Consider the following 15,481-nt stretch of genomic DNA (forward strand, 5'->3'; position numbering starts at 1 on the left):
GACTGTATTTGACCGATACGCTGGGCTGATATACCTTGTCACTCGCGCCAAGAGAGGATTATTAACCGTGGCTAAAAAATCAGAAAATCTCAGTTTTGAACAATCATTAACTGAACTCGAAACCATTGTAGCTCACTTAGAGCAAGGTGAAGTCTCACTAGATGACGCGCTCAAACAATTTGAACGTGGCATTACCCTAGTGCGTCAAAGCCAAACTAAGCTTGAACAAGCACAACAAAAAGTGTCAATTTTATTAAGTGAAAATGATGTTGAATTAACGCCATTTTCAGTCGAAAGTGAATAATCGTCAATCATTTAGGTTGAATCATAGGTCTTGATACGTGTTAGCTGAAGCGATAAAAACTTACCAAAAACGAGTTGATGCTGTACTCAATGAGCATTTAAACCAACTTGATGATGCTGCACCTCATCTTAAAGCGGCCATGTTACATGGCGCGTTATTAGGCGGTAAGCGCATACGACCTTTTTTGGTTTACAGTGTCGGCGACATGTTAGGGGCTAATATTAGTGCCCTGGATAAAGCGGCTGCAGCCATTGAATGTGTCCATGCTTATTCATTAATACACGATGACTTACCGGCAATGGATAACGACGCGCTTCGTCGTGGTCAGCCTACGGTTCATATTGCCTTTGATGAAGCTACCGCCATTTTAGCCGGTGATGCCCTGCAAACTTTGGCGTTTGAAATTATTACCGCGCCTTGTGAGACGCTCACACCAAGCCAACAATTAGCGATGGTAAGTGCATTAGCAAAAGCTTCAGGTTACCAAGGCATGTGTGGGGGCCAGGCGATTGATCTTAGCGCCACAAATCACAGTATAGATTTACAACGCTTAACTGAATTACATAATAAAAAAACAGGTGCGTTAATTAGTTGCGCCGTTGAACTGGCATTAATTGCTGCCAACGCCCCAAAAGCGCAGCATCAATTAATGATGCAATACGCCCAATCATTAGGATTAGCGTTTCAAGTTCAAGACGATATTTTAGATATTACCGCAAGTACGGAAGAGCTAGGGAAACCTCAAGGCAGTGACGAGCAATCCAATAAAAGTACCTTCCCTAAACTGCTTGGCCTTGAAGGTGCAAAGGCCACTGCGGAACAACTAATACAAGATGCACTATCAGCGCTGACTAAATTGCCATACAATAGCCAGTTAATTGCAGACTTCGCCCGCTACATTATTGAGCGAAGATTATAAAAAGAGTCAGAAAATCTCGCTATGAGTTTCGATATTTCTAAATTCCCAGTACTAGCTCAGGCTAATACTCCAGAAGAATTAAGGAAGTTACCGCAAGGTTTACTTCCACAAGTGTCTGATGAACTTAGACAATTCTTACTTCAGTCTGTTGGTATTTCCAGCGGACATTTTGCGTCTGGCTTAGGCACAGTAGAACTCACTGTGGCACTCCACTACGTCTATAACACCCCATTTGATCGTTTAATTTGGGATGTCGGCCATCAAGCCTACCCGCATAAAATTTTAACCGATCGCCGTGAGCAAATGCATACCATTAGGCAAAAAAATGGTCTGCACCCTTTTCCATGGCGTGAAGAAAGCCCATACGACACCTTTAGCGTTGGCCACTCAGGAACCTCGGTGAGTGCGGCGTTAGCCATGGCAGTTGCAGCAGACAAAGAAGCCGCTGGGCGCAAAGTGGTTGCAGTAATTGGTGACGGCGCGATGACCGGTGGTATGGTGTTTGAAGCCATGAACCACGCCGGAGATCTGCATAAAGACATGCTGGTTGTATTAAACGACAATGAAATGTCTATTTCAGAAAACGTTGGCGCGTTAAACAATCATCTGGCCCAATTGATGTCAGGACGTTTTTACACCACCATTCGCGAAAACAGTAAAAAAGTGCTCAAAGGCATGCCGGTCATTAAAGAAATGGCTAAGCGCACCGAAGAACACTTAAAAGGCATGGTTGTTCCAGCGACGTTATTTGAAGAATTAGGCTTTAATTACATCGGCCCAATTGATGGTCACGATGTGGACTCGCTGGTAGAAACCATGCGTAACATGCGTAACCTCAAAGGCCCTCAAATGCTGCACATCATGACCAAAAAAGGTCGTGGTTATGAACCCGCAGAAAAAGATCCTATCGGTTGGCATGCGGTACCTAAATTTGACCCAAGCCAATTTAAAAAACCGGCGACAAAACCCGGATTACCAACGTTTTCGCAAGTGTTTGGTAAATGGTTGTGCGATGTTGCCGCACAAGACGATAAGTTAATGGCGATAACGCCTGCAATGCGTGAAGGCTCGGGTATGGTTGAGTTTTCGCAGCGCTTTCCAACGCAGTATTTTGATGCCGCTATTGCTGAGCAACATGCGGTAACGTTGGGCGCCGGATTTGCTTGTGAAGGCCTTAAGCCTGTTGTGGCAATCTATTCAACCTTTTTACAGCGTGGCTATGATCAATTAATCCACGATGTTGCCTTACAACGTTTACCGGTACTCTTTGCCATAGACCGCGGTGGCATAGTGGGTGCAGATGGACCAACTCACCAAGGTGCATTTGACTTAAGTTTTATGCGCTGTATTCCTAATATGGTTATTATGGCGCCGTCAGATGAAAACGAATGTCGCCAAATGCTTTATACCGGCTATTGCTATCAAGACGGCCCAACAGCCGTTCGTTATCCTCGTGGCAGTGCCACAGGGGCTGAGCAGGTCGAACAAATGACAACCTTACCGATTGGTAAAGGGTTGTTAAAGCGCCAAGGTAAAAAAATTGCCATTGTTAACTTTGGCACCACCTTAGCCGCCGCACTAGAAGCAGCAGAGCAACTTGACGCCACTGTGGCAGATATGCGCTTTGTGAAGCCACTCGATATTGACTTGCTAGCCGAGCTTGCTCACAGCCACGATGTGATTATCAGCGTTGAAGAAAACGCCGTTATGGGTGGTGCTGGTTCTGGCGTGCTAGAGGCACTTCAAAAATTACGTATTGTCAAACCTGTGTTGCTCATAGGGTTGCCTGATGAATTTATTAAACACGGTGCACCTGACGAAATCACTGCTGAATTACAACTTGATGCAGCCGGGATTTTAGCGCAAATACAAGCATTTATTGCCTAAAGATTTACGACAGTAACATGCATAAAAAAAGGACTGAAAATTCAGTCCTTTTTTAATCTGTTAATCCGTTGAAGTTATGCTTCAACGTCTACGCTATTGCCGCCTTGAGAAACCATGACCATGGCTGGGCGTAATAAACGGTCGTTAAGCAAATACCCTTTCTGCATCACCATCATTACCGTATTGGCAGGGAACTCAGCACTTGGCTGCATACCAATGGCTTGATGGTGCTCAGGGTTAAAGACATCACCTTGCGGATCCACTTGCGTTACACCAAACTTCTCAACAGAAGTCAGGAAGCCTTTCATGGTTAACTCAACACCTTCGTAGATGGCTTTAGTGGTTTCATTTTCAGGGTCTGTTCCCTGCAAAGCACGCTCCATATTGTCAATGACTGGCAATAACTCATTAGCGAACTTCTCTAAAGCAAATTTACGCGCTTGTTCAACATCTTTCGCAGCACGAGTGCGAATGTTTTGCGTTTCAGCAGCGGCGCGCATTTCAACATCTTTACGCTCAGCGAGTGCTGCTTGGATTTCAGCTAATTGCTGTTCTAATTCTTCAATGCGAAAATTTGCTTGGGTCAATTCATCCATCAAACTTGCTTCATCAGCCACGACTTCAGGTGTTACCACTTCTTCCACTTGATCTTGCGGTGCGTTGTTCGATTCGTTGCTCATTTTCACTCCAGCTAAAAAATGCAAAATTGGATATGCTAATAATGTGACTATTTACTGATAAATTAACAGCGATTATCACACTTTTAATAAGTTTGAGTATATTATGGGGATCAATTCTTATGTTTCAAGTCCTAAAGGCACAACAAACTCGAATATGACTAAATTGTTCAAAACAATCGGACTCATCGGCAAACCGCATCACGAAGGAACCAATCAGACCTTACGGCGATTGCATCATTGGCTCAGTGTTCAGGGCTTTAATGTGATTGTTGAAGAGCGCGTCTCTGCAGAGTTAGGCCCTGATGTGTGTTCAATGGACTTACTTGAAATGGGTGAGCATTGCGACCTAGCCATTGTGGTCGGTGGTGATGGCAATATGCTTGGCGCGGCAAGAGTATTAGCAAGATTTGATGTCGCGGTTATTGGTGTTAACCGTGGTAATTTGGGGTTTTTAACCGACTTACCACCGGACAATTTCGAAGATGCCTTGTCTAAAGTGTTAGATGGCGAATTTGAAACCGAGCACCGCTTTTTACTCGAAGCAGAAGTCCATCGCCATGGCAAAATAACCTCAAGCAATACCGCCGTAAATGAAACGGTATTACACCCGGGAAAAATTGCTCATATGATCCAATTTGAGGTCTACATCGACGAGCAGTTTATGTATAGTCAACGGGCTGACGGCATGATTGTGTCGACACCAACAGGTTCAACAGCCTATTCCTTGTCTGCAGGTGGCTCGATTTTAACACCAAACTTACAAGCACTTATTCTAGTCCCTATGTTCCCTCATACACTTTCGTGTCGACCAATTGTGGTCGATGCTTGCAGTACAATTAAACTGGTGGTATCTCCAAACAATGACGAAAATCTCGAGGTCAGTTGTGACGGACATGTGCATTTAGCCGTGCTACCTGGTGATGAAATTTTTATTCGTCGCTCCAATGAACGTCTCAGGCTTATTCACCCTAAAGGCCACAATTACTTCCATGTATTGCGAAATAAATTAGGTTGGGGAAGTAAACTTTTTTAACTTTTGATCTTGCTCACACCTTGGTAAACGTTGACGTGAAGCCCTTCACATTAACAACTGCTAATTAACGTTATCTTAAAGCCAATCGTCCTTACGCTTGGCTTTATTTTTATGATTTTATTCACCTCCCCAAAACGTGATCTAAAACCTACATTCAAAATACTGCTATTGGACATGGATCCCACTTCGATAAGCAAAGTCTGTTTCTCGTATGTTAAATGATCTCGATCAACACTTTTAACACATAAATAACGTCTATTACGCACTAGTTAGTGAAAAACTAACAAATAATAACAATTTAATACCCACTATAAGTGAGACAGAGGTATACATGACATTTCTACAGTTACTAGCAAGCTTAACGCCCATTATCAGCGTAATGGTATTTTTAGTACTCATGCGCTTACCGGCATCCAAAGCGATGCCAATATCAATGATTGCGACAGGTCTGGCAGCAATCTTTATTTGGCAAATGGACACGACGCTTCTCGCCGCTTCCGTTGTCGAAGGGCTCCTCTCTGCATTAACACCGCTTACCATTATTTTTGGCGCGGTGTTTTTGTTAAATACCTTAAAATACTCTGGCGCGATGGACACCATTCGCTCTGGATTTACCAACATTAGTGCTGATGCACGTGTGCAAGTTGTGATTATTTGTTGGTTATTTGGCTCGTTCATTGAAGGCTCTGCAGGTTTTGGTACCCCAGCGGCTATTGGTGCGCCATTACTTGTATTACTCGGTGTGCCTCCAATTGCCGCAGCAGTGGTAGCCTTAATAGGTGACTCGACTGCAGTATCATTTGGTGCAATTGGTTTACCGGTTTTATTCGGTATGGAACAGGGTCTAACTGAAGGTGGCGTTAACATGGCTGCAGCGCAATTTGCAGAACATGGCGGCACGTTTGTCGGTTACGCGCAGTTTATTGCTAAGCACATGATCACTATCGACTTGATTACCGGTTCACTGATTCCATTAGTGATGGTGTGTGTATTAACGGGTTTCTTTGGTCGTAACAAGTCAATTAAAGAAGGCTTACAGATTTGGAAATTCGCCTTATTTGCCGGCTTTGCATTCACTATCCCTGCATGGTTAATTAACTACTTTGCTGGCCCTGAGTTCCCTTCTGTTATTGGTTCTCTTGTCGGTATGGCCTTAGTTATTCCAGTGGCAAGAAAAGGCTGGTTACTCCCTGCACAACCTTGGTGTGATTTTAGCGAAAATGATAACAAGTCAGAAGAAGAGTTAGCCATTGACGAAACACCAATTAAGTTCTCGCAAATTGCAGCCTGGTCTCCTTATATCATTATGGCTGCATTGTTGGTGCTATCTCGGGTTGTAGGTCCATTTAAAACTTGGTTAACGAGCTTTAATATCAGCTGGACAGGCTTATTAGGCACCGAACTCAAAGCAGGTTTTGCGACCTTCTATGCGCCTGGTATTTTCTTTGTTGCCGTGTGTTTGTTTGGTTTTGTGTTATTTAAAATGAAACCTAAAGCGATGAAGCAATCATTGACTGTGTCATGTAAATCAATGTTACCTACCATCATTTCATTAGGCGCATCTGTGCCAATGGTAAAAATCTTCCTAAACTCTGGCGAAAACGGTGCTGGCCTGGCATCAATGCCGGTTGCACTTGCAGATTTACTCGCCAATAGCATGGGTTCTGTATGGGCTTGGGTATCACCAGTAGTGGGGATTTTCGGTGCGTTCCTTTCAGGTTCTGCCACTTTCTCAAACATGATGTTCTCGGGCTTACAATATTCTGTCGCCGATAACATTGGCATGAACCACGCGTTAGCATTGGCACTACAAGGTATTGGCGCAAACGCCGGTAACATGATGTGTGTGATGAACGTTGTAGCCGCCGCGACAGTGGTTGGCATGGCGGGTCGTGAGTCTGAAATTATTCGTAAAACTATGCCTATCGCCCTTGGTTATGCACTTGTTGCAGGCACCATTGCGGTTATCTGGGGCGGTTTTTAATTACATAAACTGATATCGATAACGAAATACCCAACCAGACTAGAGTGGTAGCCATTGATGTTACCACTCCAACATTAAGGGTATAAAACAGTAGGCATAACAGCCTACACAACATTACAGTGTTAAGAGAGCATGTTATGACTATAAACTATCAAGTGGTAATGGATATTTTAACGTCTCAATTAGGCAGCAAATGTGTTACCAATGATCCGGTTCGTCGCTTTGCCTGGTCTACCGACGCCAGTTATTTCCGTATTGTCCCTGAAATTGTCGTTCACGCAGATACCATAGACCAAGTTAAAATCACATTAAACGTGGCAAGAGCGCACAATGTACCTGTGACATTTCGCGCCGCGGGTACCAGTTTATCAGGCCAGGCTATTGGCGAAGGTATTTTACTTATTCTCGGCCACGATGGTTTTAGAACCATTGAAATCAGTGCAGACAAATCCTCTATCTCACTGGGCGCTGCGGTTATTGGGTCAGATGCCAACGCGGCATTAAAACCGTTTAACAAGAAAATCGGCCCCGATCCAGCGACACTCGCCTCAGCACAAGTCGGTGGTATGGTTGCTAACAATGCCTCTGGAATGTGCTGTGGTACGGCGCAAAACAGCTATCAAACGATCAAGTCGGCCAAGCTAATGCTTGCAGATGGCACCGAACTCGATACCGGGTGTCCGGATTCTAAAGCCGCATTTAATCAGTCACATTCAGTGCTTTTGGCTGCCTTAACTGATTTATCGCAGTTAACCCAAAATAATCCCACATTATCAGCCCGTATCCGTAAGAAATTCTCGATTAAAAACACCACGGGCTACAGCATCAACTCATTAGTCGACTTTAGTGATCCTTTTGACATCATTAATCACCTGATTGTGGGCTCTGAGGGTACACTGGCATTTGTTAATGAAATCACTTATCACACCGTCGAAGAGGCGCAATTTAAAGCGTCTGCCATGGCAGTATTTTTCAATATGGAAGATGCAGCAAGTTCAATCCCGTTGATTAAAGGTGACAGTGTTGCTGCGGCTGAATTACTCGACTGGGCTTCAATTAAATCTGTAACGGGTAAAACAGGTATGCCTGAGTGGCTAAGCCAGTTACCCGAAGGCGCTGCTATTTTATTGATTGAGTCACGCGCGAATGATGCTCAAACACTCGATAGCTATACCAATGATGTTATCCAAAAAATTGCCCACATTAAAACCGAACGTCCGATTGAGTTCAGTAAAGATCCTGCGGTATTTGGCCAGTATTGGGCAATGCGTTCAGGCTTGTTCCCTATTATTGGTGGTGCACGCCCTAAAGGAACATCAGTTATTATTGAAGATGTGGCGTTTGAGCTTGAACATTTAGCGAGCGCAGCGGCAGATCTCACCGCGTTATTCCATAAACATGGTTACCCTGAAGGGGTCATTTATGGTCATGCGCTGGCGGGTAACTTCCACTTTATCATTACGCCTACATTTGCTTCGCAAGGTGATATCGATCGTTTCCATGCCTTTATGCAAGATGTCGCTGATATGGTCATCAATAAATACGATGGGTCGATGAAAGCGGAGCATGGTACTGGGCGTGCTGTTGCCCCCTTTGTAGAAATGGAGTGGGGTAGCGATGCTTACACCCTCATGAAGCAAATTAAGCAAATTTTTGACCCGAGCGGCTTGCTCAACCCAGGCGTTATTTTAAATAACGACGCACAGGTCCATGTTAAAAATATTAAACCATGCCCGGTTGTGGATGATTTTGTCGATAAATGTATTGAATGTGGTTTCTGTGAAAAAACCTGTCCAACATCAGCACTTAATTTCTCTCCACGTCAGCGTATTGCGGTATTACGTGAGATTGAACGCCTGGAACAATCTGGCGATAAAAAAGCGGCTGCTGAAATGCGTGCCAGTTCAAAATACGATGTTATCGACACCTGTGCGGCTTGTCAGTTATGTACGATTGCCTGCCCTGTTGATAACAGCATGGGCCAGTTAGTGCGTAAATTACGTACTCCGTATATCACTACCACAGAACAAAAAGTACTCGACTTCCAGGCGAAGCACTTTGGTGCGGTTAACCAAGTCATCAGTACTGGGTTTGATATTTTAGGCATTCTTCATAAAGTGACCGGTGACACCATCACCAACTCACTGATGAATGCTGGCCGAATGATCACCAAAGAAGTGCCTTATTGGAATCCTGACTTCCCTAAAGGCGGTAAAGTCGCCAAGCCATCGGCGCATAAGCCTAATCAACAGACTGTGTTGTACTTCCCAGCTTGTGGTGGCAGAACCTTTGGTCCTACACCAAAAGATCCTGACAACCGCACACTACCGGAAGTGGTGATTACGTTACTTGAACGTGCCGGTTACAATGTGATTATTCCAGACAATACTCGTCATTTATGTTGTGGCCAAATGTGGGAATCAAAAGGTGACTTTAAAAATGCCGACGCCAAGCGTGATGAACTTATTGATGCGCTAAGCAAGTTGTCTGACAACGGTAAAGTGCCGGTTGTTGTTGATGCATTATCTTGTACTTATCGCACGCTAACCGGTAACCCTAAAGTGGCCATTACCGACCTCGTCGAGTTTATGCACGATAATTTACTGCCTAACATGACCATCACCAAAAAATCTAACGTGACCTTACATCAAGGCTGTAGTGCCCGTAAGATGAAGCTAGAACCAAAACAACAAGCCATTGCTGATGCGTGTGCGAAGCATGTTGTATTACCAGCTGGGATCACTTGTTGTGGTTATGCGGGTGAGAAAGGGTTGTACAAACCTGAAATCAACGCCAGTGCCTTACGTAATATCAAAAAACTCATTCCAGCGGAAACCAAAGAAGGGTATTACGCTAACAGAATGTGTGAAGTGGGATTAACCCAACATAGCGGTATTTCGTATCGTCACTTAGCATACTTGTTAGAGGAATGTACTCGCTAACCTGCTAAGTATGATTAACGCGGTAAAAACAAAATGGGCATTGATAATTTATCAATGCCCATTCTTTATTGGATTATTGCTGATTGATTAGGTCAATAACATTCAAATAGCTGCTGTTGAAGTGTGTCGCCATCGAGCGGGTTGCCGCTAATGATTTCGATGCGTGAATCAAGCGCATCATCTAGTTCGTCGAGGGTTAATTTATCATCGACCATATTGACACTGAGAATACCGTCAAAGGTAATCACAATGGCTTTTAATCTTATAACATTTAACGATTTTACTGACTCTACCCACGCCATAAAACGTTCAAAGACAGCACTGCGTTGACTGTCTACAATCCAACCGTAACTAAAACAGCACTCACCTTGATTGGTTTTATAAATATAGCCCTGTTCAGCGAGCTGTTGCTGTAATTTATCGTCACCCGAGGTTGGTGTTACCATCGGCAATAACCATTGGTCAGCGGTTCGGGACAATAAAAGACTAGACTTCAATGTTGGCGCAAAGTTGCTTCTTGCCTGGTCGCTACGGCGAGTTAATAATTTAATGATCTGCTGCAGTTGCTCTTTTTGATTAAAATAATCATCACGCTTAATAATCGGTGTATTTGCTCTACCTAATCTCGCCATCAATTCGATTAAGTGTTGCTGTTCTTGCTCACCATATTGCTGAGCTTTGTTAGCAATCACAATGTCGGCAATTTGCAACTGTTGAATAAAAATGTCATGGCTGTAATAGCGGCTGTCACTGACCTTACGAGCATCGACTAAACACACTGTGGTCTGCACATTTATCACCTGCTGCAAATGCGCTGCTTGTAATAATTTGACGATTTCTGCCGGGTGGCCAAGCCCGGTAGGTTCAATCAATAACCTATCAGGCTTAGCCTGTTGAATAATCTGGTTTATCGCAACTTGAGTTGGCACGCCAGCGGCGCAGCAAAGGCAACCACCTGGTACTTCTTTAATCACCACATTTGCAACAGAGCCGGCATTGAGTAAGCCGCCGTCTATGCCAATCTCGCCAAACTCATTGACTAAGACCGCCCACACTTCATGTTCAGGTTTATTGGCCAGCAAGGCTTTAATGAGCGTGGTTTTACCCACACCCAAAAAGCCAGTAATAATATTGGTGTTTATTGGTTTAGTGATCATTTCTTCGCTTTAGCAGCATACTTACCTTTACGCATGGGTTTTGCGGCGCCTTGAGGCGGCTTTCCGCGTTTATGCTTAAAAGCTTTCTTGGGTTTTTCAGGGCTGACATCTCGATATCTAGCGGGCAATGGTGCCCCTTCTTCATAGCCATTTGGGATCAGTGTCGGTAACGTTTGGCCAATAAGCTGTTCAATATCATTGAGTAATTCAAGTTCTTGGGGGCTCACTAAAGAAATAGCTTCACCCGCTAACCCAGCGCGGCCTGTGCGGCCAACACGGTGAACATAATCTTCACACTCTTCAGGCAACTCAAAGTTAATCACCCGTGGTAAAGCTTGAATATCGAGACCTCGAGCGGCTAAGTCTGTGGCAATTAACACTCGTAACTGCCCTGCTTTAAATTCTTCTAAAGCGCGATTACGTGCGCCTTGGCTTTTATCGCCATGGAATACCGCTGATTTAATGCCGTCTAACGACAATTCACGCAATAAATGTTCTGCCGTTTCTTTGCGACTAGTAAACACCATCACTTGTTGCCAGTTGTGTTTACCAATAAGCTCTGACAACAATTCGGCTTTGCGACGGGCATCGACTCTATATACTTGCTGAGCAACGTTCGCAGCAGTTGTGTGGGTCTCAACGTGAACATATTCAGGTTGGTTAAGCATCTTAGCCGCAAGGCTTTTAACATCGTCAGAAAAGGTGGCAGAAAACATCATGGTTTGATGTTGTTTCGCAATAAGGCGTTTGACCTTTTCAATGTCTTTTACAAAGCCTAAATCAAGCATGCGGTCGGCTTCATCTATCACCAGGTGAGTCACAAATGATAAGTCCAATTCATGTTGGCCGATGATGTCAAATAAGCGTCCAGGGGTTGCCACTAACACATCAACGCCCTGCTCTAATGTTTTACGTTGCGGATTAATGCTGGCACCGCCGTAAACGGCTAAACTAGAAAGGTCGCTAAATTGGCTGTATTTAATGAGGTTTTGTTCAATTTGAATCGCAAGCTCACGCGTTGGCGTCATGATCAGCACGCGCAAGCGCTGACTGGGTATAATGTCTGCGATAGGCTGCTGCAGTAATTGATGTAACAGCGGCAACGCAAATGCAGCCGTTTTACCGGTACCGGTTTCGGCACTGGCCAACACATCTTGCCCATTTAGCGCTAGAGGGATCACCGCTTGTTGGACAGGGGTTGCGGTGTGATAACCAGATTGATCAATCGCATCTAGCAATAATTGCGATAACCCTAGCGAAGTAAATGACATAACAGACTCAATAAACAATAAAATAAGGCGCTATTGTATCGTATTCACTATTTCAATTGTACTTGATATTACGCTCATAGCTGACGTATATGACTATCGATAAGGTTTATCATTCGAACAAACTCAATCAACAAACATAAACAGTCTTTAGCCACTGACAAGCTCATTTAATCTCATTGGCGCAACATATTGCTGCATATATTTATTTTCAAATTCTTCGCTACATAAAGCATGCGAAAACAAATAGCCCTGGCCATAATCACAACCGGCAAACTCCAATAAGTTTCGTTGTTGTTCCGTCTCAATACCTTCGGCAATCACTTTCATGCCCAATTTGTGGGCCATCACGATAATCGCTTCACACAAACTTAAATCGTTACTGTCTGGGGTGAGGTTATTCACAAACGACTTATCAATTTTAAGGTAATCGATATTGAATTTTCGTAAATAGGATAATGAAGAATACCCAGTACCAAAGTCATCTAACGACACTTCAAGCCCAGCCTCACGATAAGCTAGCAACTTGGCTTCGACATTTTGTTCTTTTTCTAACAGCAAACCTTCGGTAATTTCGATGCAAATGTTTTTTGCATCGACATGCTGTTCAGCCATTTGTGATAACCAATCGCTGACGTCGGTAGTGTCATCTCTAAACTGTATCGGTGATTTATTAATGCTTATCTGAATATCAACGTTAAAGCGTTGTTTCCATTTAGCCGATTGTGCAACCGCCTGACTAAACACCCAGTTACCAATCTCGATAATCATCCCAGTCTCTTCTGCAATAGGGATAAAGTCGGCAGGGGAAACAAACCCCATGGTTGGATGGTTCCAGCGAATCAGCGCTTCTACTTTAACAATATCCTCACTGCCCAGTTCAACAATAGGTTGATAATACAGCTCGAATTGTTGTTGAAGGATGGCATTCTTTAACTCTTGTACCAGTAGCATGCGTTTTTGGGCATCGTTTTGCATTGCAGGGGTAAAATAATTAAAGCGATTTCGACCATGCGTTTTTGCTGAATACATGGCTTGATCGGCGTTTTTAAGCAAGGCCTCAGTCGTGGTAGCATCATCTGGAAATAGCGTGATGCCGATACTGCCACTAATGTAAGCTGTCTGTTGACCTAAAATATAAGGTTCTGCAAGGCGTTTAAGAATTTGGCTAGCCACCCGCTCCACCCCGTGATTATCATCCAGATTGGTTAATACAATGGTAAATTCATCCCCGCCTAAACGCGCCACCACATCGGTCTCCCGTACGCTGCTTTTCAAACGTTCAGCCGTTTCTAACAACAAAATATCGCCCATATCGTGGCCTAGTGTGTCATTAATCTCTTTGAAGTAATCTAGATCTAAAAACATCAAGGCAAAGTGATTATGCTGTCGGTCACTGTGCAGTACTTCTTTGGTTAAAAACTCTAATAACATTCTGCGGTTAGGCAAGCCTGTAAGGGCATCATAGTTAGCTTGGCGCCAAATGAGTTCTTCCGTTTGCTTTTTCTCGGTAATATCTGAAAATAGCGCCACATAACGTGCTGATTGCGTTTTAGTTTGGCTAATTGAGTTTATCGTTAACAGAATAAGGTAGTTTTCACCATTTTTACGCCGCATCCATACTTCACCTTGCCAACGCCCTAACTGATTGAGCTGTTTATCAAGCTGATCGTAAAAGCGCTTAGGCTGAAGTTCAGATTGAAATACCCGCAAATTTTGCCCCTGGATTTCATCTCGATGAAACCCAGTAATCAATGAAAAAGCGGGATTAGAGTCAACAATAGTGCCATCTGATGTAAATACACTCATCGCTTCACTGGAGTTTTGATATACCGACGCAGCTACATTAAGCGACTCCTCAACCTGTTTAATATCGGTAATGTCACTCAAAGTGCCGCAAACACGCAGTGGTCTTCCTCTATCATCAATATCGACGACCTTCCCTGTCTGTAAAATCCATCGCGTTTCACCCATTAAATTGATCAGTTGGTACTCTATCCTTTGACTGGTACATCGGCCTCGGCGTACATCAATGATTGATCGTAAAAAACGGAACTTATCTTGCGGATGAATCGCATCAACCCAAATTTTAGGTGTTTGGTTTAACTCAGCCACGGAACAACACAAAATATCTGCACTATAACGATTAATCTTCATGGCCTGGCTGTCAACGTCCCAGTCCCAAACCCCTAATTCACTGCTGTCGAGTACCAGATCCAATTGCTCTTTACTTTGTAATAAGGCTTGCTCTGCTTTTTTTTGTTTGGTGATGTCAAGAAAACCGGCAATCACCAAAAAGCCGTTATTTTCGACATTGCGTCTGCACGTTATGGTGATATGGGTGTAAATAATGGACCCGTCTTTCGCCACAAAACGTTTGTCCATTTCATATTCATCAATGTCGCCCTTCACCATCTTGTCGTATAACAATAAGTCTTTATTTAAATCATCTGGATATGTTAATTCTACCCAAGTGCGCGCTTTTAACTCACTCTCTGTGTAACCAAACATTTGGCACAAATATGGATTCACTTTAAGCCAATATTTAGCTTTAGAAGTAATCGATATACCAATATTACCGATATCGAATTGATTTTTAAAAAGAAAGTCTTCTTGAAGCTTTACCTGCATGTCGCGTTCACGAAATACTATTTTCGCCAGTAAGTGACCTATCACCATGGTTAACAGTGGAAATATAATTAAGATCGGCAATGAGACTTGTAATAACGAGTCAATGGCTTGATTGAGCGGTAATAACAATAACGATGACAACAAAACAAGGTGAACAACAACACCAAATAGATAAAACGCTCGTTTACTAATTTGATCAAGGTGGTCTTTGCGGTAATGGCGCCAAATAGCTCCCATAAAACCACTGCAGAATAACATCAGGATCCCGACCAACGCCCCAGAGCCCCCAAGGTTGTATCGATATAACGCCATGCAAGCCGAAGCGATAATGGTAGGAATAAACCCAAAAAACAACCCAGAAAGACACAAAAGTACAGAACGAGTATCGAACAGTAGCCCTTCTTGGAAAGCGAATGGATTCATCATAATAATCACACCAAAGATACCAATCAGCACACCCATGCTAAATTGCCATGCAAATAAGTGAGATTGACGTTGATGAGAAGGAAAAAGCGAATACAAGTATACCAACGCTAACAACAGCGCAGCATTTTCGAAAAAAGAGAAAAAGATATTCAGATTTACCATCTACACATTCCCTTAAGCATCCTTAACAAGCTCATTTGCATCCTTGCAGTCTTTAATTAGTGTAGCAGAATCAAACAAATGACATGAT

At 43.5% G+C, this 15,481-nt stretch carries 10 protein-coding genes; 6 read left to right on the forward strand and 4 right to left on the reverse strand.

Features of this window, described 5'->3' with window-relative positions; genetic code table 11:
- The first annotated feature begins 67 nt into the window (after positions 1–67).
- From xseB to dxs, 3 genes are read left to right on the forward strand one after another with little or no spacing between them, the layout of a single operon-like run.
- Positions 68–304: an exodeoxyribonuclease VII small subunit gene (xseB, locus tag GQA99_RS11060; RefSeq protein WP_160053945.1), complete on the forward strand. Its 237-nt coding sequence runs from the start codon at positions 68–70 to the stop codon at positions 302–304.
- 37 nt (positions 305–341) lie between these two features.
- Positions 342–1,223: a (2E,6E)-farnesyl diphosphate synthase gene (ispA, locus tag GQA99_RS11065; RefSeq protein ID WP_160053946.1), complete on the forward strand. Its 882-nt coding sequence runs from the start codon at positions 342–344 to the stop codon at positions 1,221–1,223.
- Positions 1,224–1,244: 21 nt separating this feature from the next.
- Positions 1,245–3,110 carry a 1-deoxy-D-xylulose-5-phosphate synthase gene (gene dxs, locus GQA99_RS11070; protein ID WP_160053947.1) on the forward strand — a complete coding sequence of 622 codons (1,866 nt, stop codon included), beginning with the start codon at positions 1,245–1,247 and terminating at the stop codon, positions 3,108–3,110.
- A gap of 74 nt (positions 3,111–3,184) precedes the next feature.
- Here dxs and grpE read toward each other — a convergent pair whose 3' ends face one another.
- The gene (gene grpE, locus GQA99_RS11075; RefSeq protein ID WP_160053948.1) at positions 3,185–3,790 is read right to left on the reverse strand and encodes a nucleotide exchange factor GrpE; all 606 of its coding nucleotides are present in this window, start codon (positions 3,788–3,790) and stop codon (positions 3,185–3,187) included.
- Between the two features lie 154 nt (positions 3,791–3,944).
- Here grpE and nadK point away from each other — a divergent pair, with 154 nt between their 5' ends.
- From nadK to GQA99_RS11090, 3 genes are all read left to right on the forward strand, one after another.
- Positions 3,945–4,823: an NAD(+) kinase gene (gene nadK / locus GQA99_RS11080; RefSeq protein WP_160053949.1), complete on the forward strand. Its 879-nt coding sequence runs from the start codon at positions 3,945–3,947 to the stop codon at positions 4,821–4,823.
- Between the two features lie 331 nt (positions 4,824–5,154).
- Complete coding sequence (locus GQA99_RS11085; RefSeq protein ID WP_160053950.1) at positions 5,155–6,807, forward strand: L-lactate permease; 1,653 nt, start codon at positions 5,155–5,157, stop codon at positions 6,805–6,807.
- Positions 6,808–6,944: 137 nt separating this feature from the next.
- Positions 6,945–9,749, forward strand: a complete 2,805-nt coding sequence (locus GQA99_RS11090; RefSeq protein ID WP_160053951.1) for an FAD-binding and (Fe-S)-binding domain-containing protein — start codon at positions 6,945–6,947, stop codon at positions 9,747–9,749.
- 92 nt (positions 9,750–9,841) lie between these two features.
- Here GQA99_RS11090 and GQA99_RS11095 read toward each other — a convergent pair whose 3' ends face one another.
- The 3 genes from GQA99_RS11095 to GQA99_RS11105 all read right to left on the reverse strand — a co-directional run bounded on the left by GQA99_RS11095 (position 9,842) and on the right by GQA99_RS11105 (position 15,393).
- Positions 9,842–10,906 (reverse strand): CobW family GTP-binding protein, encoded by a 1,065-nt coding sequence (locus tag GQA99_RS11095; RefSeq protein WP_160053952.1) that lies wholly within the window; start codon positions 10,904–10,906, stop codon positions 9,842–9,844.
- A complete protein-coding gene (locus tag GQA99_RS11100) occupies positions 10,903–12,177 on the reverse strand; it encodes a DEAD/DEAH box helicase (protein WP_160053953.1) in 1,275 nt (424 codons plus the stop codon). Before GQA99_RS11100 ends, GQA99_RS11095 begins: the two co-directional genes overlap by 4 nt.
- Positions 12,178–12,324: 147 nt before the next feature.
- A complete protein-coding gene (locus GQA99_RS11105; RefSeq protein ID WP_160053954.1) occupies positions 12,325–15,393 on the reverse strand; it encodes an EAL domain-containing protein in 3,069 nt (1,022 codons plus the stop codon).
- Between the last annotated feature and the right edge of the window lie 88 nt (positions 15,394–15,481).

Source organism: Shewanella litoralis (assembly GCF_009828585.1).
Classification (GTDB): domain Bacteria; phylum Pseudomonadota; class Gammaproteobacteria; order Enterobacterales; family Shewanellaceae; genus Shewanella; species Shewanella litoralis.

Bases quoted from the DNA above. Each gene is read 5' to 3' on its own strand.
- grpE (WP_160053948.1), bottom strand. From the start codon at position 3,790: ATGAGCAACGAATCGAACAACGCACCGCAAGATCAAGTGGAAGAAGTG.
- GQA99_RS11090 (WP_160053951.1), top strand. From the start codon at position 6,945: ATGACTATAAACTATCAAGTGGTAATGGATATTTTAACGTCTCAATTA.
- GQA99_RS11095 (WP_160053952.1), bottom strand. From the start codon at position 10,906: ATGATCACTAAACCAATAAACACCAATATTATTACTGGCTTTTTGGGT.
- dxs (WP_160053947.1), top strand. From the start codon at position 1,245: ATGAGTTTCGATATTTCTAAATTCCCAGTACTAGCTCAGGCTAATACT.
- GQA99_RS11085 (WP_160053950.1), top strand. From the start codon at position 5,155: ATGACATTTCTACAGTTACTAGCAAGCTTAACGCCCATTATCAGCGTA.
- nadK (WP_160053949.1), top strand. From the start codon at position 3,945: ATGACTAAATTGTTCAAAACAATCGGACTCATCGGCAAACCGCATCAC.
- GQA99_RS11105 (WP_160053954.1), bottom strand. From the start codon at position 15,393: ATGGTAAATCTGAATATCTTTTTCTCTTTTTTCGAAAATGCTGCGCTG.
- GQA99_RS11100 (WP_160053953.1), bottom strand. From the start codon at position 12,177: ATGTCATTTACTTCGCTAGGGTTATCGCAATTATTGCTAGATGCGATT.